Here is a 22,518-nt window from a genome sequence, read left to right on the forward strand (position 1 = left end):
TAGTAACTATGTAGCCAACAGTCATAAGTTTTCCGTTGCATTATTAGCTGTTTTTACTTAATTAGCCTAGATGCAAATAATGACTGTTAGCATTATTCCTGCTTTGTAAGCAACTTTCAGTAGTGATATTAACAATTTATGTTGTTAAGTAGTTATTCACAACGATTGCTAACTGTCAGTAGCTGCTTAACTAGTCAATGTTTAACCAATAACTAGTTAACGTCAGATACTTTGATTACAGTCTTACCAAAGTTATCACCGTTTAACATACTGACAAATGCATCTGGGGCATTATCTAGACCGTCAGTAATGTGCTCTTTGGTTTTTACTTCGCCTGACTCCACCCATTTGCTCATGGTTTCTAAGAACTCTGGGAAGTGGTCGCCATACTCTTCAAAGATAATGAAGCCTCTGACAGTTAGGCGTTGGCTTAAGATAAGACCCATCAACATACCTAGGCGATCTTTGCCATCCGGTAAATCAGTTGCGTTGTACTGCGATACCAGACCACATACTGGAATACGTGCGTGGTCGTTAAGTAATGGCATTACCGCATCAAATACTTTACCGCCAACGTTTTCATAGTAGATATCGATACCATCTGGACATGCTGCTTTTAATTGCTCAGCGAAGTCGTCAGCTTTGTGATCGATACAGACATCAAAGCCAAGCTCATTGACCGCAAAGTCGCATTTCTCTTTGCCGCCTGCCACACCGACAGTGCGCAGACCATATTGATTACCCACTTGACCGACAGTGGCCCCGACCGGTCCAGTGGCTGCTGCCACGACTAAAGTTTCGCCTTTTTGTGGTTTACCGATATCAGTCAGACCCATATAACCCGTAAACCCTGGCATACCTAACACGCCTAAACCATAAGAAGGGTTAGACATGTTTTTGTCTAGTTTCAGGACGCCTTCGCCATCACTGACACTGTAGTCCTGCCAGCCTGAGTTTGATACGACTAAGTCGCCTACCGCGAAGTTGTCGATATTCGACTCGACCACTTGCGCTACGGTACCACCCATGATGACGTCACCGACTTCTAATGGGTCTGCATAGCTTTTTGCATCGCTCATACGCCCACGCATATATGGATCTAGTGACAGATATACCGTGCGTAGTAGCATCTCGTTATCTTTTGGCGTAGGAATGTCGCTAGTTGCCATGTCAAAATTGTCAGCAGTAGGTACGCCATTAGGACGGCTCGCTAATTTGATTTGACGATTTGTTTGTTGATTCTGTTGTTTGTCGAAGCTCATTGTAGGACTCCTTTATATTTATTAATTGTCATTATTATAGTGGTGTTAAATGTAGTAGCTACCCAACATGGAATAGCTACTACTATAAATAGCATAACGATATGTACTTATTGTTACTGCTGCGATTTTTCTTATAATTCTTCTGACAGTTCTTGCTATAGCGCTTATTAAGACGCTTTGCTAGTTACAGCGCGCTGCAAGATACGACGTGATACTTCTAGGTCGTTGGTACCATGTTCACCAAGCTTGACCATGTTATGCACTTCAAGCTGCTTGATGATTGGAACAATCGCTGATTCCGTCAAGTCAACATCTTCTAGGCTAACTGGCAAGCCAAGCTCGCGGAAGAAGTTTTCAGTGTAGACAATAGCCGTTTCGATAATGGCATCGTCGTCTAGGTTAGTATCGGTAATGTTCCATACGTTACGCGCATACTGAAGCAATTTTTCTTTTTTGCTTTCTTTTAGCTCACGCATCACTGATGGCAATACGATGGTTAGCGTACGTGCATGATCGATAGCGTGTAGTGACGTCAGCTCATGACCAACCATATGAGTTGTCCAGTCTTGTGGCACACCAGTACCGATCAGACCGTTCAATGCCATGGTCGCTGTCCACATAATGTTCTTACGTGTTTCTAGGTTTTCTGGATCTTGCTTAACAACTAGACCTTCATCAATAAGGATTTTAAGCAGGCTTTCAGCGAAGGCATCTTGGACTTTAGCGTTTACTGGGTAAGTTAGGTACTGTTCCATTACGTGAACAAATGCATCAGCCACACCATTCATAACCTGACGCTCAGGCAAGGTAAGTGTTTTGATTGGATCTAGGATTGAGAATTTAGGGAAGGCCAGTGGGTTACCAAATGGTAGTTTTGCTTGACGTTCGCTATAGTTAATCACGCCGCCTGAGTTCATCTCAGAACCCGTTGCTGGGATGGTCAATACCGCACCTAGGTCAACAGCAGAATCGATGTTCTTGCAATAACCCGTTAGCGCGTCCCAAGCTTGGTCACGTGAGACAGTACCGTCTTCTTCAGTTAATGAAGAAACGAGTGCAACAAATTTACTGCCGTCAATCACAGAACCACCGCCAACTGCTAACAAGAAGTCGATGTTGTGCTCATTCACCATATCAGCGGCTTTTAATAACGTAGTGAATTCTGGGTTAGCCTCGATACCACCAAATTCAAAAACAGTACGGTTACCGCTAGCCGCTAATGCAGTTTTTACTTCATCCAAAGTACCGGTACGCTGTGCTGAACCACCACCGTAAGTAATAAGAACGCGTGCATCAGTAGGGACTAGGTCTGATAATTGTTCGATTTGACCTTCACCAAAAACGATACGGACTGGGTTGTAATATTGGAAATTATTCATAAAATTCCTAATTAGTAATAAAAAGTTTTTAATAAAAACGGTTCAATTAAATTGTTTTGACATGAGATATTGTCTGATATTAATCAATGAATGATAAGCAATGCTCGTATAGACATTCATTCTTAATATTTGTGCGCATTGTACACCAATTAGACCAGTCGTCTAGCGATGTTTACAAAACTCTCGTATAACTGTTTAAGTCATATGCAAATGTCTTCAAGAAATTCGTTTAAAAAAGAGAAGGTCATAAAGCACACTGAATACTCAAGCATAATATTGATAGCTATTATCTATGAACGTTATGAATATTCAATGTGCCTTAATGGTTACGTTAGAAGTACAGTCGATAGAAATTCAAACGGTTAACGGTTAACGGTTAACGATTAGCGTCCCATTTGGGTCGTTGTCATCTGCCAAATTTCTGCTAAAGGCGTATTGGTTTGGCTAATCTTTGCAATTAAGCTTGCACCAAGCCATGCAAAATACCAACGCTTGGCCATACTCTCAGCCGAGATGTTATCGTGACGAGGGACAGACTCATCGAGCCAGCCAGCTTTGATCTGCTTGGCGAGCCACATAGTCGTTTGCTGATAGCCAGTATCGAGTGCCTTACGCATGGTTTCTGACATATCGGCTACCTCTGCGCTGAGCTTCACTACCAAGCATTTTTCATGGTCACAGCCGTTCTGCTGGGTGTCATACCAGTTTTGAAAATAATCATATAGTTTTTGCTGTGCACTGACATCTTGTGCATCGATGACATCCAACCGAGTCTTATATAAACTAAAATAATGATTAATAATTGCTTCACCAAAGGCTTCTTTAGAAGCAAAGTAGTGGTAAAAAGAACCCTTTGGCACACCTGCTGTATCTAAAATTTGCTTTAGACCAACAGCGGTAAAACCTTTCTTAGCAATTAATTGGTAGCCAGTAGCAAGTAAATGAGCTTTGGTATCTGGGGTAGTTGCGTCTGTATTAGACATAAACAGGATTGTCTCCCTTAGTAGTTGCTTATATTAGCGTATGCATTAGATAGTCAGTTAAAACAGTTAACGTTCATTTGAACGTCACGTTGATGGCGTATTGTAATAGGATATAGTTATATATGTTACGTTTTATCAACAATATTCACTGACAAAGTAGTCTTGTTTTATTAATAGCTATGGTAGCATTAGACCAGTCGTCTAGCAAGGTGGGTTTTGTTGTTATCCGTTACCGTTAGTATTTATTACTAAAGATCATTTCTCATTAGAGCTTTTTTTAATTGATGACTATTGATTGATAGCTCAGTAACGATTTCAGACTTACTTCTTGCCAGATATTTTCTCATTAAGATATCGCCGACTTAATAATTTTATTCTAATAATCGAAAACCAATACTTAACATAATAAATTAAAAATAAGGATGATTATGTCAACCAATACTACGAGTGCATACAGTGACTTCCATTTGCAGTTCATCGCTGGTGAATGGCAAACCGGTAAAGACGATAGCACCAACAATAATACCAACCCATATAACGGTGATACGCTTGTAGAGATCCAGCAAGCGACCAAAGATCAGTTGAACGAAGCCTATGATGCTGCAACCCAAGCTCAAGAAACGTGGGCTAAGCAGACACCAGCAGAGCGTTCTGCAGTATTATATAAAGTGGTCAACATACTGGATCAGCGCCAAGAAGAAATCGTTGATTGGCTAATCAAAGAGTCGGGCAGTACGCGTATCAAAGCCATGGTCGAGTTCGGTGCGACGCGCGCGATTACCCTTGAAGCAGCGACATTCCCTAATCGTGTCCATGGTGAGATTCGCCCATCAAATACTCCTGGCAAAGAAAACTTCATCTACCGTGAGCCTATCGGTGTGGTAGCAGTCATTAGCCCATGGAACTTTCCGCTACATTTGACTCAGCGCTCTATCGCACCAGCCCTAGCGCTTGGTAACGCCGTGGTACTCAAGCCTGCTAGCGATACGCCAGTGACTGGTGGTTTACTATTGGCCAAAGTATTTGAAGAAGCGGGTCTACCAAAAGGTCTGTTAAACGTGGTTGTGGGTTCAGGTAGCGAGATAGGCGATGCAATCGTTGAACACAAAGCGTCAAGTTTTGTGTCATTCACAGGATCAACTTCAGTGGGTAAACACATCGGTGAGCTAGCTAATGGTGGTGAGCATATCAAACAAGTGGCACTTGAGTTAGGTGGAAACAGTCCATTTGTTGTACTCAAGGATGCAGATATTGATCAGGCAGTAAAAGCAGCCGTGTTCGGTAAGTTCTTGCATCAAGGCCAGATTTGTATGGCTATTAACCGAATTATTGTTGAAAATGAAGTGTACGATGAGTTTGTAGAGCGTTTCTTGTCTCATGTTAAAACGTTACAGGTAGGTGATCCTAACGATCAAGGTACTGCTATTGGCCCAATCATCAATGAGAAACAAGTTCAGTCACTTAGAGATAAGATTGATGAGGCACAGAAAGAGGGCGCAAAAATGCTCTTGAGCGGTGAAATCAATGGTCAATTAGTCCCGCCCCATGTCTTTACCGAAGTTACTAGAGAGATGGATATTGCCTATAATGAAATATTTGGACCATTGATAGGCATTATTCGAGCCAAAAATGAAGAGGATGCTTTGTCGATAGCTAATGATTCTATGTATGGCTTATCTAGTGCGGTGTTTACCGCAGACATGCAAAAAGGTTTACGTTTCGCTCGTGGTATCCGAGCAGGTATGACCCATATAAATGATATTCCAGTAAACGATGAAAGTAACGTGGCTTTTGGTGGTGAGAAAAACTCAGGCATCGGTCGTTTTAACGGTGAGTGGGTACTAGAAGAGTTCACTAGAACGCATTGGATCTCAATGCAAAATGAACCACGTGAATATCCATTCTAATTGTCCTAAAATAGAATGCTGATAGCTAATAAAAAAGACCGCTTTGATAGCGGTCTTTTTTGTGTGATATTTGGCAACTTACTGAGAATGACGTATTTGAAGTTGGTCAATTTCTTATCTGGCATGAAAGCCAAGTAGCCCTTCAATCTCTTCCATCGTCATCCGTCTTACCAGTGCTTGTTCTTCTACCGACAAGCGATTGGTGTGCTCTTTTATCATCGTATGAATACTCCGCGATATCTCAGAGGTAGTCGCGTAATACATTTGAGGCTGTTCTTTTGTCAATCTCATCAAAAATCGATTGATAAGTTTACGCTTTTCATCTGATTTATTTTCTTCAGTCGTAGTATTATTTTGAGTCATGGTGTTCTCCTAGAGGTAAGCCATTTAAGCAGTCAGACACATGAGAGTCAGTGCTTATAAGTAGTTTCTGGGGCTGAGCGCATTGCCTTACAAGTATTAGGCTCGCATCATAGTTGAATGCTAAGTATGTTTTACACTGTATATGATATTTCAAGATTAAAAATAATAAATTAGCGCTAAATAGCTAGAAGGATAGAGTATGTCAAATCAAGCAGCGAACAACTTAGCGAACGAGAATGTCACATTGGTGCTATTTCACAATGACTTGCGGGTAGCGGACAACGCAACTTTGCTAAAAGCATCTGAAATCTCCATTGATGGCAAACTGCTACTGGTTTATGCGTCATCGTTGACAGACATATTAGACGATAAAGACTATTACGATGCCTATCGTTATGAGGCTATGGGGCAAGCTCGTCAGCAGTTTTTGCATGAGAGCTTGGCTGATTTAAATACTTCACTGATGCAGCGCGGTAATAGGTTGCTGTATTTACAGAAAGGCGATGAAGCATTGGACGTCTTTACTCAGTTGAGTGATCTAATAGCGCAGCAACGAGTGACAGATATCTGCATCAGTCAAACGGCAGATTATAATAAAAACAAAGTATATGACCTTATGCAGGCGAAATATCCAGAGATACAGTGGCATATACATACAACAGCGACTTTGTTTGATAAGTTACCGCTAGAGAGCTTACCCAAAAGTTTTACGCAATTTCGTAAAAAAATCGAAAGTGACTATGATTTGCTGCATGCAGAAAAAGATATAGCGATTTATCCAACGCCAGAAACGCTTGCTCCATTGCCTGACAATATGCAGAGTAGGGACGAGTACTTTTTTGAATCGCAGTTGTCTAGTGAGACAGAGGTCAATAAGACATTAAAGCAAACATCTAACTTTACAGGTGGTGAGTCAAACGGTTTGAAGCACTTAGATGCTTATTTCTGTTCCGATGCGCCCAGCACTTATAAAACCACACGAAACGCGCTTGATGAGTGGGCGCACTCCACAAAGTTCTCCGCTTGGCTTGCAAACGGTTCGCTATCTGTAAACACAATATTAAATCGTTTGCGCCGTTATGAGCGCGATATTATCGGAAATGACTCTACCTATTGGATATGGTTCGAGCTGCTGTGGCGTGAGTATTTCTATTGGTATGCTGTCACCCATCAGCAAAAGTTGTTTTGGTTTAAAGGCATCGCTCAGCACGCGCCTTCAACTCAATTGATTGAGAGTCTGTTAGCGCAATGGAAGAATGGTACAACACAATATCCTATCGTCAATGCTTGCATGAACCAATTGAACGCGACAGGTTATATGTCGAATCGCGGACGACAATTGGTTGCCAGTTGCTTTATCCATGAGCTAGGCCTTGATTGGCGTTATGGGGCAGCTTACTTTGAGCAACATCTTGTTGATTATGATGTCGGCAGTAATTGGGGCAATTGGCAATATCTGGCAGGCGTGGGTGCTGATCCAAGAGGGTGTAGACAGTTTAATCTAGACAAGCAAACTCAGCAATACGATCCAAACGGTGAGTTTATCCGTGAGTGGCAAGGCAACACTCAAAAGAGCGATTAATGTATGTTGAAAACTCCCACTCAACAGATGATAGCCATTATTAGACTAATTATAAGATAGGTTTAAACAATGAAAAAGCCCAGTCCTTATCTCACTTTTGCAGGTGCTATTCCGTTTGTCGCCTGTGCATTTTTGCTGATGATAGACGTTGTTACCGTGCCTATGCTTGGCTCGGTAGTCGATGTATTAAGTGCTTATGGCCTAATGATTGGCTCGTTTATGGCAGGCGCACATTGGGGCAATCATCTGAGCTTGACAGAGGACAATGAGTGGAGGGTTAAGCTGCCTATATATAGCAATGTCATTGCGCTTGGCCTTTGGCTTGGTTTTTTGACCTTGTCAGCCAGTAGCTTTATTTGGCTATTAGTGATTGGGTTTATAAGTCTGTTGGTTATCGATTATAGTCTGCATCGAGCGCAGATTATCAGTTACATATATTTTAAAGTTAGGCAGTATGTCACGGCGATAGTGGTCGTATCGTTAGTCATCGCGGCATTACAGTTGTAAGTGGTGTTGACTAAGTCATGTCTAAATAATAGCTAAAGAACAGCCAGCCTGATTTCTCTATTTTTATATAGTCAAATCCATATAAATCCGCTACATCGTCATCCTCGCTAAGCATACTAATGTATAACTTGCGCTCGGTTTCCTTGTATCGAAATTATTTGAATTCAACTATACTTGAGATTTTGCTTCTAGAGATTTCCGTAGGCGCTGCACTTTAATGGATAGAATATTTCAATAATCAGACTAAAGATTTATAAAGTTCATTTAAAATGAATGTTATAATTAAAGCCATCTATATTCTTTAAGAAGATGGCTATGCAATCTATCAAGTTACCTAGCAAACCACCAAGCTCTCCGAATCCTATCCTTAATTTAAGCTTTCGCATATTTTTTAGTGCTGCTGCGCTATTTGCCGTAGTAACGATGCTGCTATGGGCGTTTGTGTTCACTGGTCACACGGATATCGATGCACAGGTTTTGAACCCGTTATACTGGCACGGCCATGAAATGGTGTATGGTTATGCCCTAGCAGTGGTAGCCGGGTTTTTGCTAACCGCGGTCAAGACATGGACAGGGGTGATGATGCCGCATGGTTATAAACTGCTAGGTATCTTTGTCTGTTGGTTGCTGGCTCGTCTGAGCTGGTTGGGTTTTGGGCTTGGCATAACGCTCATAGGTGATAGTATATCGTGGCTATATATAGCAGCCATTTTTGATGTAGTATTTGTCGCCTCGATGGCATATGTGATATGTCGAGCAGTATGGCAAGTTAAGCAGTACAAGCAAATGGGTATCTTGGCAAAACTGGCACTGCTGACCTTTGGCAACGGACTCTGCTATTGGGGCATTATTAATGCTGATATGAATACAACTAAGATAGGTATTTATCTTGGGTTCTACTTGATCATCGGTTTGGTGCTGACTATTGGCCGCCGCGTAGTGCCATTTTTTATCGAACGTGGTCTCAGTATAGATATGGAAACGTCAGAACCCGTTAAGCTACGTAATAGTAAAGGACAAGATATCGCAAGCTTAGTGTTTTTCTTCGCCTTTTTTATCAGTGATGTGTTTTATCCAAACCAGTATTTGCTGACGGTTACGGCGCTCGGTGTGGCAGTCATTAATATCGTTCGCCTGATAGGGTGGTATCATCACGGTATTTGGCAAAAACCATTACTTTGGTCATTGTATATTGCGTTTTTGGGCATGTGTTTAAGTTTCTTATTATACGCACTACAGCCTTGGTTGGGTTATCCGCACAGCCTCGCCATGCATGGATTGGCGATTGCAGGTATCGGTATGATGACGGTGGCAATGATGACGCGAGTATCTTTGGGTCATACGGGTCGCAGCATTCACCAACCGCCCAAAACGGTAAATCTTATGTACGGTTTGATGGTATTGGTATTTGTTAGCCGCGTACTGCTACCATTAGTAGATATGAGTCATTACCTAGTTTGGATTATGATTGCACAGGGTGCTTGGATTGCTTGTTTTGTGCTATTTTGCATCAGTTATCTGCCCATGCTGGCACGTCCTCGGCCTGATGGTTTATTTGGTTGAAGCGGGCTAACGATACTGTTTACAAATGCTATGTCTAAACGTTATTACCAAAAATGCGACTTACTTTGTCTAGGGCGTGTCCTCAATTCGAACGAGTGTCCTTTAAATGGGCTAAAAATAGCTAAATTTTGCCAAACATCGTCAAATAGTTGGTCAATATCTTGATATTATCTGCACTATTTTTCTCGTTTGACGGCAATTTATCTCATTTTTATCACCATTTTTAAAATGAGGACACGCCCTAGCTTAATATATAAAATTTATAAAAATAGGAGCGCAAATGAATGCGACTGACCAATTATAGTGACTACGCGCTACGCTCATTGATTTATTTGGCTGTGAGACCAGATCCATCACTATTGGCTAATATTAGCGATATTGCTGACAGCTATGGCATTTCTAAAAGTCATTTGACCAAGATTATTCATCAGCTGGGTCAGCTGGGTTATATAGAAAGTGTGCGCGGCAAAAACGGTGGCATACGATTGGCACGTGCATCTAGAGATATAAATTTGGGCGTATTGATCAAACAGATAGAGCCTGATTTTAATTTGGTTGAGTGCTTTGCCGTACCAGTGTCTCATAATGATAGTGAGCAGGGCGATCATCAGACGGATTTACCAGTGACATTCATTGAGGAAGAAAAGAATAAATCACTAGGCTGTGTGATTAGTCCAGCCTGCCAGCTAAAAAGCGTGTTTTTTGAAGCACTCACCGCATTTATCAATGTGCTTGAGCGTTATACATTAGCAGATATTCTGAACAACGAAGATGAGCTTGCGACATTGCTGTTTCGGTAACAGCTTCGATAATAGTGTTGATATGATTATGATCAGCTCACAAAAATGGGTCGCTACACTAGTAAATACAGTAATAGCGACCCATTTTTATATCTATAAAAAATATATGTCTAAGGTGTGAGAAATTAGGCGTTTTCTAGTTTTGGACGTGCTTTCTCAACGGCTTTCACCAGAGCTTTCTCAAACCCACCTTTTTTGAACTGAACAAGATAAGAATGCGCAGCGCAGAAATTGCGTACGTCACGCCATTCATGAGCCAAATTGGTCGCCCAGTCGCAGTATTGCGCGCCAGCGTTTGGTTCGTTTTTCAGTGCTTTTTTGGTCGTGGGGTGTAATATCAGCTCAGGCAATACAGCTTCTAATAACTTAATTGGTGGACTCATAAAAGTATCATCTACATGCAAGCTTTGACTAGCAGGATGATAAGCCAATAAAGAACCTGCATGGATCATCTCATTGGGCGAGATATAATAAATGCCCTCTGACATTGAAAACTTAAGCTCAGGATAGCGTGCAGCGACTGCGTCACTTTCTACCAAGTCATCTGCCCAATCGATTTCTGGTACTTTTTTATGGTGACGACTACTGCCATAAAAGGTGGCTTGCGGGAAGTCTTTGGCCATTTGAGCACAGCTGACTGTATGAAACGGATGTACGTTCAGCACGGCTTCGACATCTTGACCATTATTGGTAAGTGCCATAATCTCATCTCGAACATCACCCGTGAGGGAGTAACTGTCCAAAAAGATAAATTTTCCTGATGATAGCTTGACTAGCGAGCATTGAGTGCCGATATTTAGCACGCCACCGAGACGGAATGTTCCGCGTATGTTCCGAAATCCTGCGCCTAAATCATGAATGTGATCAGTCATTTATAATTTTCCTCGTCTAGTTAATTAAATAAAATATGTAAATAAAACAAAGCTACTTTTTCACTGTAAACTTTGTTTTTCGAGCTGTTTTAATGGTATGTGTTCTAACTCTTTACGCCTTTATGTTTGTTTTTATGCCTTCTCAAGCTCAGGGCGAGCCAGATCAATCGCTGAAATAAGTGCTGTCTCAAATTGACCTTTATCAAATATAACCAATCCCGAATGCGCACTGCAAAAATTTCGACCATCACGCCACTCGCTTGCCAGCTCTACGGCCCAATCACAATAGTGCTTAGCTGCATCTGGCTCATCTTTGAGCGCTTTTTTGGTAGTAGGGTGTAAGCCTAGGTTAGGCTGCACGGCACTTATTAACTTGGAAGGGGGTATCTCAAAGGTATCATCGACATAAATGCTCTGGCTGGCAGGGTGGTAGGCCAAAAGCGAGCTGGCATGAACCGCTTCATCCGGTGAGATGTAATGGATGCCTTGAGGAATAGAGAATTTAAGTTCAGGGTAGCGCGCAGCAACGGAATCGCTTTCGACTAAGTCATCTGCCCAATTGACTTCAGGCACTTGTTCTGGATGTCGGCTACTGCCATAAAACGTCGCTTGCGGAAAGTCTTTGGCCATTTGAGCACAGTGTACCGTATGGAACGGATGAACATTGAGAACGGCTTCAACATCTCGACCATCATTGGTTAGTGCCATTACTTGCTGACGAACATTATCTTTTAATGTGTAGCTATCTAAGAATATAAATCGTCCTGATGGTAGTTTTATGAGGGCACATTGAACACCGATATCAAGTATGCCGTTCTTTATAAATGAGCCTCGAATACTCCAAAACCCTGCACCTAAATCATACATTTCATCAGTCATCGACATTACTCCTTGATAGTTCATTTATTCAATCGTTTTACTTTTTTGTAGCACCCTATAGTCGGTTCAATATAATTTGGATACAAGGAAGGCGAGTGAAAGCACTACAAGTTGTAGACTAAACGAGCCTGATACCGTATCCAATTTATAGAAGATTGACTATATGATTATTAATTTTTATGGCAGTAAAGTCTGTAAGAAAAAAGATAGAAGCAATGTAAATGTGTAAAAATAAAAAAGAGTTGTTATTCAAATGTCATTATTAACAGTGAAAGCTGTCTGTCCTTCCTTTTATAAGTAGATTAAAAAATAGCTTATAAACAGTCTTCGTAATCATAGGCTGAGATACGAGGATCATCTTTGTAGCTTTCATTGCCACATAAGAATTTATCGAAACGGGTATCACCATTAATATAACGTTGCATCCATGCGATAGCAGGCTTACTTAATAGTTTCTCGTTAAAACGATGACTGGCACAGAAATGACTGCCGTTGTTAATCTCGACCTTCATTTTTGGACCGTCAGCTTTTTGATAAAAGGTATTGGTATATTTTTTATTCGGGGCGATACGGTCATTTTCACAAGCGATGAATAGAGCAGGCGTATCCATCGCACCATAGCTCGTATCATGATAGGGCGTTTGTGCAATGATGGCTTGCACCGTACTGCGCTCAGTTGCCAATCGTAGCGCACCGCCGCCGCCCATTGACCAACCAATCGCGCCCAAACGATTTGGATCGATCATATGCCCCACTGTTTTATCAGCGATGAGATGATCGAGAGCCGCGCTCAATTGCTCAGCACGGCTATCCGGATTATCATAAATGGAGCTAGTATTAATAGTAATAACGACAAATCCCCAAGAGGCTAGACGCGGTCCCCACCATTTGATAGAAGACTCATAAGACACATAACCTGGCACTACCGCGATACCACCTAGCAGACCACAGTTAGCAGCATCCGTTGGATAATGTATGGTACCGCCACCAAAGCCATTGGCTGATTGGCGACTCACATGCTTGGACTTTATAGAAAACGGACCGTTATCACGTGTTTTTGTGAGCTCAGTAGCAGTGATAGCGTCATCCTTTATACAGTCTACTGCCGCTAGTGAGTTTGTAGCGTCGAGTGTTGATCTAACTGGGTTGAGGCTTTTAACGCTAGTCTCGGATACAGTTACTTCTGCTATAGCCATTGTAGAGAAAACCAATGTGCTCATCGCGATCATAAGTTGTGAAAGCATCATATTTTTCATCATAGTAAATTGTATTCTAAAAGGTTGTGTGGTCGTGCATGTCTATGGGTTAGAAAAGATAGACGTAGGTAGTGATTGTTAATTGTCAACGTCATCAATCGTTAAAGCAGTTAAGTACTCAACAAGTGCGTCAAGAGCATCTAACCATACTATCCTGTATATGCAGTAAACGTAACTTTGATCATGAACTTGTGAGTCGAAAGCTGTCTTCACCGTCTCAAGTCGAAATGTGATTCCTAGTCAAGTTTTTCTACGATAATCTCGTACCCGAATAAAGAATCTATCAAGTGGCAATAACACTTTTAAACCTGAGTATATTGATGAATGTGCTACCATAATTGGCTTGTCATTATGATGAGCATTTATCGTTTAATAACGGTGATTTTGCTTATACATTTAGCATAAGCAAAATCACCGTTATTCCTCTCTATCATCCACGCCAGTGACGGTTATTATTTGCAGTCATGGTATAACCAATATAGTCAGATCCCCTGTGAATAATTCTAAAGATCAGATCCAAGATATAACAGCTGTGCCACCAGCTCCCTCCAATCATTCAACGTTGTGGATATTGAAGCTTACAATTGGTCTAATAGGTATGTTTGCTTTTTTGCAAGTGTACTCTATCCAAGCGGTGCTACCAGTCATGATGGTGGACTTTGCTGCGACCGAAGTACAGGCTGGCATGATCGTTGGTGCCACTGTATTGGCTATTGCGATTATGTCACCATTTTTGGGTATGCTCTCAGATGCAGTCGGGCGCAAGTCGTTTATCGTTGGCGCTTTATTGTTTTTAGCGATACCAACAGCGCTTATTGCCCAGAGCTCGAGCATTGAATGGGTCGGCATTTGGCGCTTCATGCAAGGATTGTCCGTACCGGGTATTACGGTGGTGACAATTGCCTATATCGGTGAGGAGTTTGAGGGCCGGGCAATGACTGAGTTGATGTCCTTTTATGTGTCAGGATGCGTGCTTGGCGGCTTTATGGGTCGGTTCTTGCTGGGGCATTTGCATGAGTTGATTGGCTGGCGGCATGGTTACTACGTCATGACCGCAATGACCTTGCTAGGCGCGATATGGGTCGGCAAGATGCTACCATCGTCTCGTCACTTTGTGGCCAACCCTAATTTTCGCTCAGCGATACAGACGCTGGGTGAGCACGTCACCAATCGCTATGTGGTAACAGCATGTCTGCTTGGCGCTTGCGTGCTGTTCTCCCTTGTAGGCTGCTTCACTTTTATTAATTTACATCTGGCAGATGAACCGTATCAGTTGACGACAGGGGCACTTGCTAATATTTTTGCAGTATATCTATTGGGCGTTGTTATCACGCCATTGTCTAGTAAATTGCTACGTCGGTTTGGCTCGGCGCGTACGGTCCGTGTCGCTATTGTTGTATCGATGGTGGGTTTGTTATTGACCTTGGTTACGCCTTTGTGGGGAGTGATCATAGGACTAGCAATTATGTCCTCGGGTGTGTTTGTTACCCAATCAGCAACCATCAGTTATATCGCGGTCAACGTAAAAAAGGGTCGTTCATTAGCTTCGGGTCTATATTATATGGGCTACTATACAGGCGGTACGCTAGGGGCATGGCTGGGTGGCATAGCTTATGCGCGAGGGCAGTGGTCTCTTACCGTATGGTTATTACTGTTTGTGCAGGTATTGGCGTTATTAATAGCCAGTTTTGGGATGATTAAAACTACAGTACGGGCAAAGTGATTGGCTGTCTGATTTAATGTAGGCTCGGTCAGTCATCTTATGATACTTAATGTAAGACCGCTTTACACGGCGCCGCTTTTTTCTTACTATCAATAACGATGTTATTATAAAAATTAAAATGGTTAGCGCAGTAGATTTTATGCTGCTATTAACTTGATTGTTATTTATCCCTTATAAGTACAACAAACAAGGAAGTCAAATCTATGTCAAACATTTACCACAGTGCACCATCTGCCTACGATTATCCATTACTGGTCAAGCAGTTATTAAGCCGTGCAAAAACGGTATCCCAAGATCAAGAGATCGTGTATGCGGACAAAAAGCGCCTGACTTATAAAGAGTTGTTTGAGCGTATCAATCGCCTGGCCAATGTATTGGCAGACCTAAAGCTTGATGCAGGTGATGTGGTTGCCGTGATGGATTGGGACAGTCATCGCTATCTTGAATCTTATTTTGCCGTGCCAATGTCAGAGTACGTTTTACAGACCGTCAATATCCGTCTATCGCCTGAAAAAATCCTCTATACCATCAACCATGCCAAGCCTAAAGTGCTCATGCTCAATTCTGAGTTTGCGCCATTGGTTAAAGACTATCAGTTTGAGAACTCAAGCATTGAGCATATTATCTGGCTTGATGACAATGGTGTCACTGCTGAAGGTATCTTTGGTAGCAATCAAAGCCGTGTCACAGGCGAATATGAAGCGCTATTAGAAGCTGCCAATAGCGATTTTGATTTCCCAGATTTTGATGAAAATACCATCGCAACGACTTTTTATACATCTGGCACGACAGGTGATCCAAAAGGGGTTTTCTTTAGCCATCGTCAGCTAGTGCTACATACACTAGCAGAAGCGGCAACCTTGGGGATGCTGCCTGATAAGCAAGGCGTGAGCTATGGGGATGTCTATATGCCGATGACGCCAATGTTCCATGTGCATGCATGGGGTTTTCCGTTTACAGCAACCATGGTGGGTCTAAAGCAAGTCTATCCAGGTCGCTATGCGCCTGATACGTTGATGGACTTAATTGTCAATGAAAAGGTCAGTATCACCCATTGTGTACCAACAATTTTGCAAATGGTACTCAAAGAAGCACAAGATCGCGACGCCAGCTTTAATGGTCTAAAAATGATTATTGGTGGTTCAAGACTGACAGAAGGTCTAGCCAAAACGGCGATGGCACAAGGCATTGAGGTCTATACAGGCTATGGTATGTCAGAGACTGCGCCGCTTATTAGCTTAACGGGTTTTAGTCTCGATGAGCCTGAAATGACTGAAGAAGAAGATATTGCCCGTCGTTGTATGACAGGTAAACCCGTACTCATGGTCGATGCTCAGGTATGGGGTGAAGGCAACAAGTCAGTAGGGACTGGACCAGACAATACAGGCGAGCTTGTATTGCGTGCGCCTTGGTTGACCCAAAGCTATCTTAAAAATGACGACGCTGGCAAAGAGCTGTGGGAAAATGGTTATATGCATACCCAAGATATTGCGTACATACGTCCTGATGGCTATATCAAAATCACCGATCGCTTAAAGGATGTAATCAAATCAGGTGGTGAGTGGATTTCATCGTTAGAGATTGAGACCATTTTATCGTTACATCCATCAGTGGCTGATGTGTCAGTGATTGGAGTGCGTGATAAGCAATGGGGTGAGCGTCCATTGGCTTTGGTGGTATTAAAGCCTGATGCTAAGGATACCAGTGCTGATGATATCAAAGCGATTGCAGAAAAAGCGGTAGAGCGCGGTATCATTCCTAAATATGGCGTACCAAGCCAGTTTAAATTCGTTGATGAGCTACCAAAAACTTCCGTTGGCAAACATGACAAAAAAGTCATGCGTGAGATGTATGCCAATCAAACTGAGATTTAATTAGTATTGATTAAATGTTCAAATATTTGTATTCGTCAAAATGTAGCGCGTATTACACGCTTAATAGTTGACCTTTCCCATAGGCTCTGCTACATTTTAAACCGATACGATATGTATCGGTTTTTTAATTCTGGCAAGGATGACCAGTATTTACTAAGACATGGTATTTTATAGTTGAAGCATTTTAGAGTTGGTATCAGCCAGTTGCACGCAGACAGTGCGTTACACGAGGTGAATACCGTTATAACTTATTAAGTGCCTTAACTATAAAATACTATTGCCTCATTTCTCGTTTATGCTAAGGACAGCTACTATGAGCGACCATTCCCAATCCCCAGTTTCTACCCAAATGACAGACACGCCAAAATTCGCTGATATTTATCATGAGTCTATTACGGATCGAGAGCAGTTTTGGGCTGAGCAGGCGAAGCGTATCTATTGGCATAAAGAGCCTGAGCAAATTCTAGATGACAGCAATCTGCCTTTTGCCAAATGGTTTGTCGGTGGTGAGACCAATCTTTGTTATAACTGCGTCGATCGTCATCTGGCAGACCGGGCAGAGCAAGATGCTTTTGTGTGGGTGTCATCAGAGATTAATCAAGAGTTGATAGAAACCTTTCCAGCGGTCGTTGATTCGTTTAAAGATTTGGGTAACAACGTTGAGTTTTATACAGACTATACCAAGCGCCGCCTGACTTATAATGACTTGTATAAAGAAGTTAATTATTTTGCCGATGTGCTACAGCGTCACGGTATTGGCGAGGGTGACCGTGTCATTATCTATATGCCGATGATATTAGAAGCGGCTTACGCTATGCTGGCTTGTGCTCGTATTGGTGCCGTCCATTCAGTCGTATTTGGTGGGTTTGCTGCCCATAACTTGGCTATCCGTATGGACGATGCCGAGGCAAAAATGGTCATTACGGTAGATGCAGGGCTACGCGGTGGTAAGGTCGTCAATTATAAAAACCTAGTCAATCAAGGCGTCGAACAAGCGACTGTCAAACCAGAGCATGTGCTGGTGGTCAATCGCGGTATATTGCCATTTGAAACCAAAGCGATCGATGTTGATTATGCGACCGAGCGTCGTCATAGCTGCGAGGCCAATGCAGTCGTAGAGCCGGTTTGGCTTGAGTCCAATACCCCGTCCTATCTACTTTATACTTCTGGTACTACTGGCACACCTAAAGGGGTGCAGCGCGATACAGGTGGTCATGCCGTCGCGCTGACGACGTCGATACATTATGTCTATGATGGCAAGGCTGGCGAGACGTTCTGGGCGATATCTGATATTGGTTGGGCCGTCGGGCACTCTTATACGATCTATGCGCCGTTACTGGCGGGTATGACCAGTATTATGTATGAGGGTTTACCGCATATGCCAAACCCAGGTATCTGGTGGCGTATCGTTGAAGCTAACAAAGTTAATATTTTATTCACCGCACCCACAGGTGTGCGTATGCTCAAAAAACAAGACGAAAGCTGGATGACGCGTTATGATGTGTCTAGTGTGAAGTCGTTCTTTCTCGCAGGCGAGCCGCTTGATGAATCGACGGCTAGTTGGTTGACTCAGCATCTAGGCGTACCAATTTTAGATCACTATTGGCAAACAGAATCTGGTTGGCCAATCTTGAGCCATACGCCAAAGTTCAATCATAAGCCGCACAAGCAAGGGTCACCTGGTTACCCGATGTATGGCTATGAAGCGCATGTCATCAATGAGGAAACGGGCGATCCTTGTCAGGCTGGTGAAAAAGGATTGCTTGCAATTAAAGCACCATTACCGCCTGGCTGTCTTACCACGGTATGGCGTAACGACGAGCGCTTTATCAGCAGCTACTTTGGTCTGTTTGATGGTCAGCAGTACTCAACCTCGGACTATGCAGTGACAGATGAAGAGGGTTATTTCTACATCTTAGGGCGTACCGATGATGTGATTAACGTCGCAGGACATCGTATAGGCACACAAGAGATTGAAGAGGCAATCAGTACGCATCCAGAGATGGCAGAGTGTGCCGTAGTGGGTATTCAAGACGAGCTAAAAGGTGAGCTACCTATTGCGTTCTGCGTCCTAAAAGATCAAACGCAAATTGAAACCACCGAAAACCGTTTCCGTATCGAGCAGCAAGTGATAGGCGCTGTCGTCAAATCTTTGGGCGGTATTGCGCGACCAGCCGCTATCTACTTTCCGCAGGCACTGCCAAAAACTCGCTCTGGAAAAATCTTACGTCGCTCAATTCGTGCTCTGGCGGAAAACCAACCGACAGGAGATATGTCAACGCTTGATAACCCAACTGCTATCGATGCGATCAAGCAGGCGATGAAAGATTATTGATTGGTATAAATTAACCTTATACAAAAATAGTGATGTTGTTCATCGCGTATGAAAGTCTGGTTAACTTTAAAAAGCTCATGAGTCATCATGGGCTTTTTCGTTTTTTTTATTTAAGCAATTTTTATAGGAACACGTGCTATTAAAATAAACTTAGATATAATTTCGATAAAGCGCTTGACCGTAAAAATGGTTTATTGTTATAGTCAATAACGATACAAAATAAATCATTTTAAAATTCAGTTTTTAATAATGTTTTATAGATAAATACCCATCGCTTTTATTTTTCTAATAAATATCTAGGTGCCGTCACACGGTAGTCTCGCAAAAAAGATAAGGATATCTTATGCACCACGTTCAACAGCTCATCAATGGTCAGTTCGTACAATCTAACACCGACGAATGGATTGATATCACTGATCCAGCGACGCAAGAAGTCATCGCAAAAGTTCCGCAAACCACCAATGATGAGATTAACCAAGCTGTCACCGCTGCACAGACTGCGTTTGAGACATGGCGCAAAACGCCAATTACCACGCGTGCGCGTATCTTTTTAAAGTATCAATCTCTTATTCGCGATCACATGGATGAGTTGGCAGAAATCTTGACCGCAGAGCAAGGCAAGACGATTGCTGATGCACGCGGTGATGTGTTCCGCGGTTTAGAAGTGGTAGAGCATGCCGCTGGTATTGCCAATCTGCAAATCGGCGACTTTGTAGAAAACGTAGCGTCAGGTGTCGATACTTATAGTATTTGGCAGCCACTCGGTGTTTGCGCTGGTATCACACCATTTAACTTTCCAGCGATGATTCCGCTATGGATGTTCCCAATGGCGATTGCTACAGGCAACACATTCATCCTAAAACCTTCTGAACAAGATCCAATGGTGACTATGCGTTTGGTAGAGCTAGCGATTGAAGCTGGCGTACCAGAAGGCGTTCTTAACGTCGTACATGGTGGCAAAGCAACCGTCGATGCTATCTGCGACCATCCAGATATTAAAGCGGTTTCTTTCGTCGGTTCTACTCATGTAGGCAAACATGTCTATGAGCGTGCCAGCCAATCAGGTAAACGTGCACAGTGCATGATGGGCGCAAAAAACCATGGCGTTATCCTGCCTGATGCTAACAAAGAACAAACGCTCAATCAGTTAGCAGGCGCAGCATTTGGTGCAGCTGGTCAACGCTGTATGGCGCTATCGGTCGTCGTACTAGTAGGCGCAGCTGGTGAGTGGATTGATGAGATTAAAGCAAAAGCAGAAAGCTTAGTCGTCTCAGCTGGCAAAAATGACAAGGATTTGGGACCACTGATTTCGCCTGCTGCAAAGGCCCGTGTCGAGCATTTGATTGGAACTGGGGTGGAAGAAGGCGCGAGCTTGATTTTAGATGGTCGTGGCATTACCGTTGAAGGGTTCGAGAAAGGTAACTTTGTAGGCCCAACTATCTTTGATAATGTCACAAGCGATATGCAAATTTATCAACAAGAAATCTTTGGCCCAGTACTGTGTATTATGCGTGCTAATAGCTTAGATGAAGCGATTGAACTACTGAATGCCAACCCACATGGCAATGGCACAGCGATATTTACTCAGTCAGGGGCGGCTGCACATAAATTCCAGCAAGACATTCAAGTTGGTCAAATCGGTATTAACTTGCCAATCCCTGTGCCACTACCTATGTTCTCCTTCTCAGGGTCACGTGGCAGCAAGCTCGGTGACCTAGGTCCTTATGGCAAGCAAGCCGTCCAATTCTATACTCAGACGAAGACCGTGACTGCGCGTTGGTTTGATGATGAAGCAAGCCGTAGTGTGAATACGACCATTTCAATTTAATCGTCAGCTCACTGTTTTTTCAGTATGACATTTTGTGTTTTCGGTATGACGATAATGCGACTTGCGATACTATTAAACGCAGTTTTATTATCGTTATGCCGCTATCATGTCGCACTAATGTCTTATAAAATCTCTGACCAACATTTTTACTAGCGCTTTTATTAACGTTTATCTGAGATTTAAGCCCTCTATTTGATCTATAAGAACAAGGATGACCCTATGGATTTTTCATTGACCGATGACCAAGTCGCCTTTCGCCAAACGGCTCGTCAGTTTGCACAAAAAGAGCTAAAGCCAAACGCTGCCGAATGGGATCGCAACTCGCACTTCCCAATAGATGTTATTAAAAAATCTGGTGAGCTTGGCTTTTTGGGACTGTACACCAATCCAGAATATGACGGCTTGGGCTTACCAAGACTCGATTCAGCGATGGTATTCGAAGAGCTTGCATGGGGCGACACGGCTGTAGCAGCGTATATGAGTATTCATAACATGGCGGCATGGATGATTGGTGAATATGGCAGCGATACGCTATGCAAAAAATATCTACCTAACATGGTCAGCGGTGAGTGGCTTGGTAGCTATTGCCTAACAGAACCAAATGCAGGGTCTGATGCAGCTTCATTACGTACCAAAGCGGAGAAGCAAGGCGAGCATTATGTACTGAATGGTGAAAAAACCTTTATTTCTGGCGCAGGCTCAACTGATGTATTGGTAGTAATGGCACGTACTGGTGGTGCTGGGCCAAAAGGCGTGTCAGCGTTCGTCGTAGACGCCAATAGTTCTGGTATCGAATATGGCAAAAACGAGCATAAAATGGGCTGGAAAGCACAGCCAACGCGCACGATTAGCTTTAGAGACGTAAAAGTACCAGTAGAGAACCTGATAGGTGAGGAAGGCCAAGGCTTTCGTATCGCGATGAAAGGATTGGATGGTGGTCGTATTAATATCGGTATTTGTGCGGTAGGTACGGCACAAGCGGCGTTAGAGACCGCAACCAGTTATGTGCGAGAGCGCAGTCAATTTGGTAGTCCGATTGCCAGCTTACAGTCAGTACAGTTTAAGCTTGCTGATATGTTGACTCAGACCATTGCCGCGCGCCAAATGCTGTATCTAGCAGCTGATAAAGTCGACAACAACGATGGACAAGCGTCTACCTACTGCGCAATGGCAAAACGTCTGTCTACGGATCTTTGTTTCGATGTTGCCAATGAAGCTCTACAGTTGCACGGCGGCTATGGTTATCTAAACGAGTATCCGCTTGAGCGCCATGTGCGAGACTTGCGTGTCCATCAAATTCTGGAAGGTACCAATGAGATCATGCGTGTGATTATTTCACGTCAAGTTCTACAAGATGAAGGGCTAAACCAGCTACGCTAATTTATCTCGTTTTACTGAAACAAGG

At 42.9% G+C, this 22,518-nt stretch carries 17 protein-coding genes; 10 read left to right on the top strand and 7 right to left on the bottom strand.

Annotated elements, in window-relative coordinates; all coding sequences use genetic code 11:
• Nucleotides 1-212 precede the first annotated feature (212 nt).
• The 3 genes from CXF62_RS11800 to CXF62_RS11810 form a co-directional block, all read right to left on the bottom strand.
• Nucleotides 213-1,262, bottom strand: a complete 1,050-nt coding sequence (locus CXF62_RS11800; protein WP_102077993.1) for an NADP-dependent oxidoreductase — start codon at nt 1,260-1,262, stop codon at nt 213-215.
• A 167-nt stretch (nt 1,263-1,429) separates the two neighbouring features.
• Nucleotides 1,430-2,641: an iron-containing alcohol dehydrogenase gene (locus tag CXF62_RS11805; RefSeq protein ID WP_102077992.1), complete on the bottom strand. Its 1,212-nt coding sequence runs from the start codon at nt 2,639-2,641 to the stop codon at nt 1,430-1,432.
• 383 nt (nt 2,642-3,024) lie between these two features.
• Nucleotides 3,025-3,624 (bottom strand): TetR/AcrR family transcriptional regulator, encoded by a 600-nt coding sequence (locus tag CXF62_RS11810; protein ID WP_057760518.1) that lies wholly within the window; start codon nt 3,622-3,624, stop codon nt 3,025-3,027.
• Nucleotides 3,625-4,052: 428 nt separating this feature from the next.
• Between CXF62_RS11810 and CXF62_RS11815 the strand changes: the two genes are divergently transcribed.
• Nucleotides 4,053-5,531, top strand: coding sequence for an aldehyde dehydrogenase family protein (locus CXF62_RS11815; RefSeq protein ID WP_102077991.1), 1,479 nt, complete (start codon nt 4,053-4,055; stop codon nt 5,529-5,531).
• A gap of 114 nt (nt 5,532-5,645) precedes the next feature.
• On the opposite strand, the gene CXF62_RS11820 is transcribed toward CXF62_RS11815, so the two are convergent.
• Nucleotides 5,646-5,894, bottom strand: coding sequence for a hypothetical protein (locus CXF62_RS11820; protein WP_057760515.1), 249 nt, complete (start codon nt 5,892-5,894; stop codon nt 5,646-5,648).
• Between the two features lie 199 nt (nt 5,895-6,093).
• On the opposite strand from CXF62_RS11820, the gene CXF62_RS11825 reads away from it, so the two are divergent.
• From CXF62_RS11825 to CXF62_RS11840, 4 genes are all read left to right on the top strand, one after another.
• Nucleotides 6,094-7,476, top strand: coding sequence for a DASH family cryptochrome (locus tag CXF62_RS11825; RefSeq protein WP_102094512.1), 1,383 nt, complete (start codon nt 6,094-6,096; stop codon nt 7,474-7,476).
• 69 nt (nt 7,477-7,545) lie between these two features.
• Nucleotides 7,546-7,983, top strand: coding sequence for a DUF3429 domain-containing protein (locus CXF62_RS11830; RefSeq protein WP_102077989.1), 438 nt, complete (start codon nt 7,546-7,548; stop codon nt 7,981-7,983).
• 315 nt (nt 7,984-8,298) lie between these two features.
• Nucleotides 8,299-9,546 carry an NnrS family protein gene (locus CXF62_RS11835; protein WP_102077988.1) on the top strand — a complete coding sequence of 416 codons (1,248 nt, stop codon included), beginning with the start codon at nt 8,299-8,301 and terminating at the stop codon, nt 9,544-9,546.
• 284 nt (nt 9,547-9,830) lie between these two features.
• Complete coding sequence (locus CXF62_RS11840; RefSeq protein WP_102077987.1) at nt 9,831-10,346, top strand: Rrf2 family transcriptional regulator; 516 nt, start codon at nt 9,831-9,833, stop codon at nt 10,344-10,346.
• A gap of 125 nt (nt 10,347-10,471) precedes the next feature.
• Here CXF62_RS11840 and CXF62_RS11845 read toward each other — a convergent pair whose 3' ends face one another.
• From CXF62_RS11845 to CXF62_RS11855, 3 genes are all read right to left on the bottom strand, one after another.
• A complete protein-coding gene (locus CXF62_RS11845; protein ID WP_102094513.1) occupies nt 10,472-11,218 on the bottom strand; it encodes a hypothetical protein in 747 nt (248 codons plus the stop codon).
• Nucleotides 11,219-11,350: 132 nt separating this feature from the next.
• Entirely contained in the window at nt 11,351-12,097 is a 747-nt protein-coding gene (locus CXF62_RS11850; RefSeq protein WP_102078452.1) for a hypothetical protein, read from the bottom strand.
• Nucleotides 12,098-12,411: 314 nt separating this feature from the next.
• Nucleotides 12,412-13,344: a dienelactone hydrolase family protein gene (locus CXF62_RS11855; RefSeq protein WP_102078453.1), complete on the bottom strand. Its 933-nt coding sequence runs from the start codon at nt 13,342-13,344 to the stop codon at nt 12,412-12,414.
• A 571-nt stretch (nt 13,345-13,915) separates the two neighbouring features.
• Here CXF62_RS11855 and CXF62_RS11860 point away from each other — a divergent pair.
• From CXF62_RS11860 to CXF62_RS11880, 5 genes are all read left to right on the top strand, one after another.
• The gene (locus tag CXF62_RS11860; protein ID WP_265734917.1) at nt 13,916-15,076 is read left to right on the top strand and encodes an MFS transporter; all 1,161 of its coding nucleotides are present in this window, start codon (nt 13,916-13,918) and stop codon (nt 15,074-15,076) included.
• Nucleotides 15,077-15,279: 203 nt separating this feature from the next.
• Entirely contained in the window at nt 15,280-16,950 is a 1,671-nt protein-coding gene (locus CXF62_RS11865; protein WP_102094515.1) for a fatty acid--CoA ligase, read from the top strand.
• A 313-nt stretch (nt 16,951-17,263) separates the two neighbouring features.
• Nucleotides 17,264-19,285: a propionate--CoA ligase gene (locus tag CXF62_RS11870; protein ID WP_102094516.1), complete on the top strand. Its 2,022-nt coding sequence runs from the start codon at nt 17,264-17,266 to the stop codon at nt 19,283-19,285.
• A gap of 343 nt (nt 19,286-19,628) precedes the next feature.
• Nucleotides 19,629-21,113 (top strand): CoA-acylating methylmalonate-semialdehyde dehydrogenase, encoded by a 1,485-nt coding sequence (locus tag CXF62_RS11875; RefSeq protein WP_102094517.1) that lies wholly within the window; start codon nt 19,629-19,631, stop codon nt 21,111-21,113.
• A 219-nt stretch (nt 21,114-21,332) separates the two neighbouring features.
• Entirely contained in the window at nt 21,333-22,493 is a 1,161-nt protein-coding gene (locus CXF62_RS11880; protein WP_102094518.1) for an acyl-CoA dehydrogenase family protein, read from the top strand.
• Nucleotides 22,494-22,518 lie beyond the last annotated feature (25 nt).

Source organism: Psychrobacter sp. MES7-P7E (assembly GCF_002863645.1).
Classification (GTDB): domain Bacteria; phylum Pseudomonadota; class Gammaproteobacteria; order Pseudomonadales; family Moraxellaceae; genus Psychrobacter.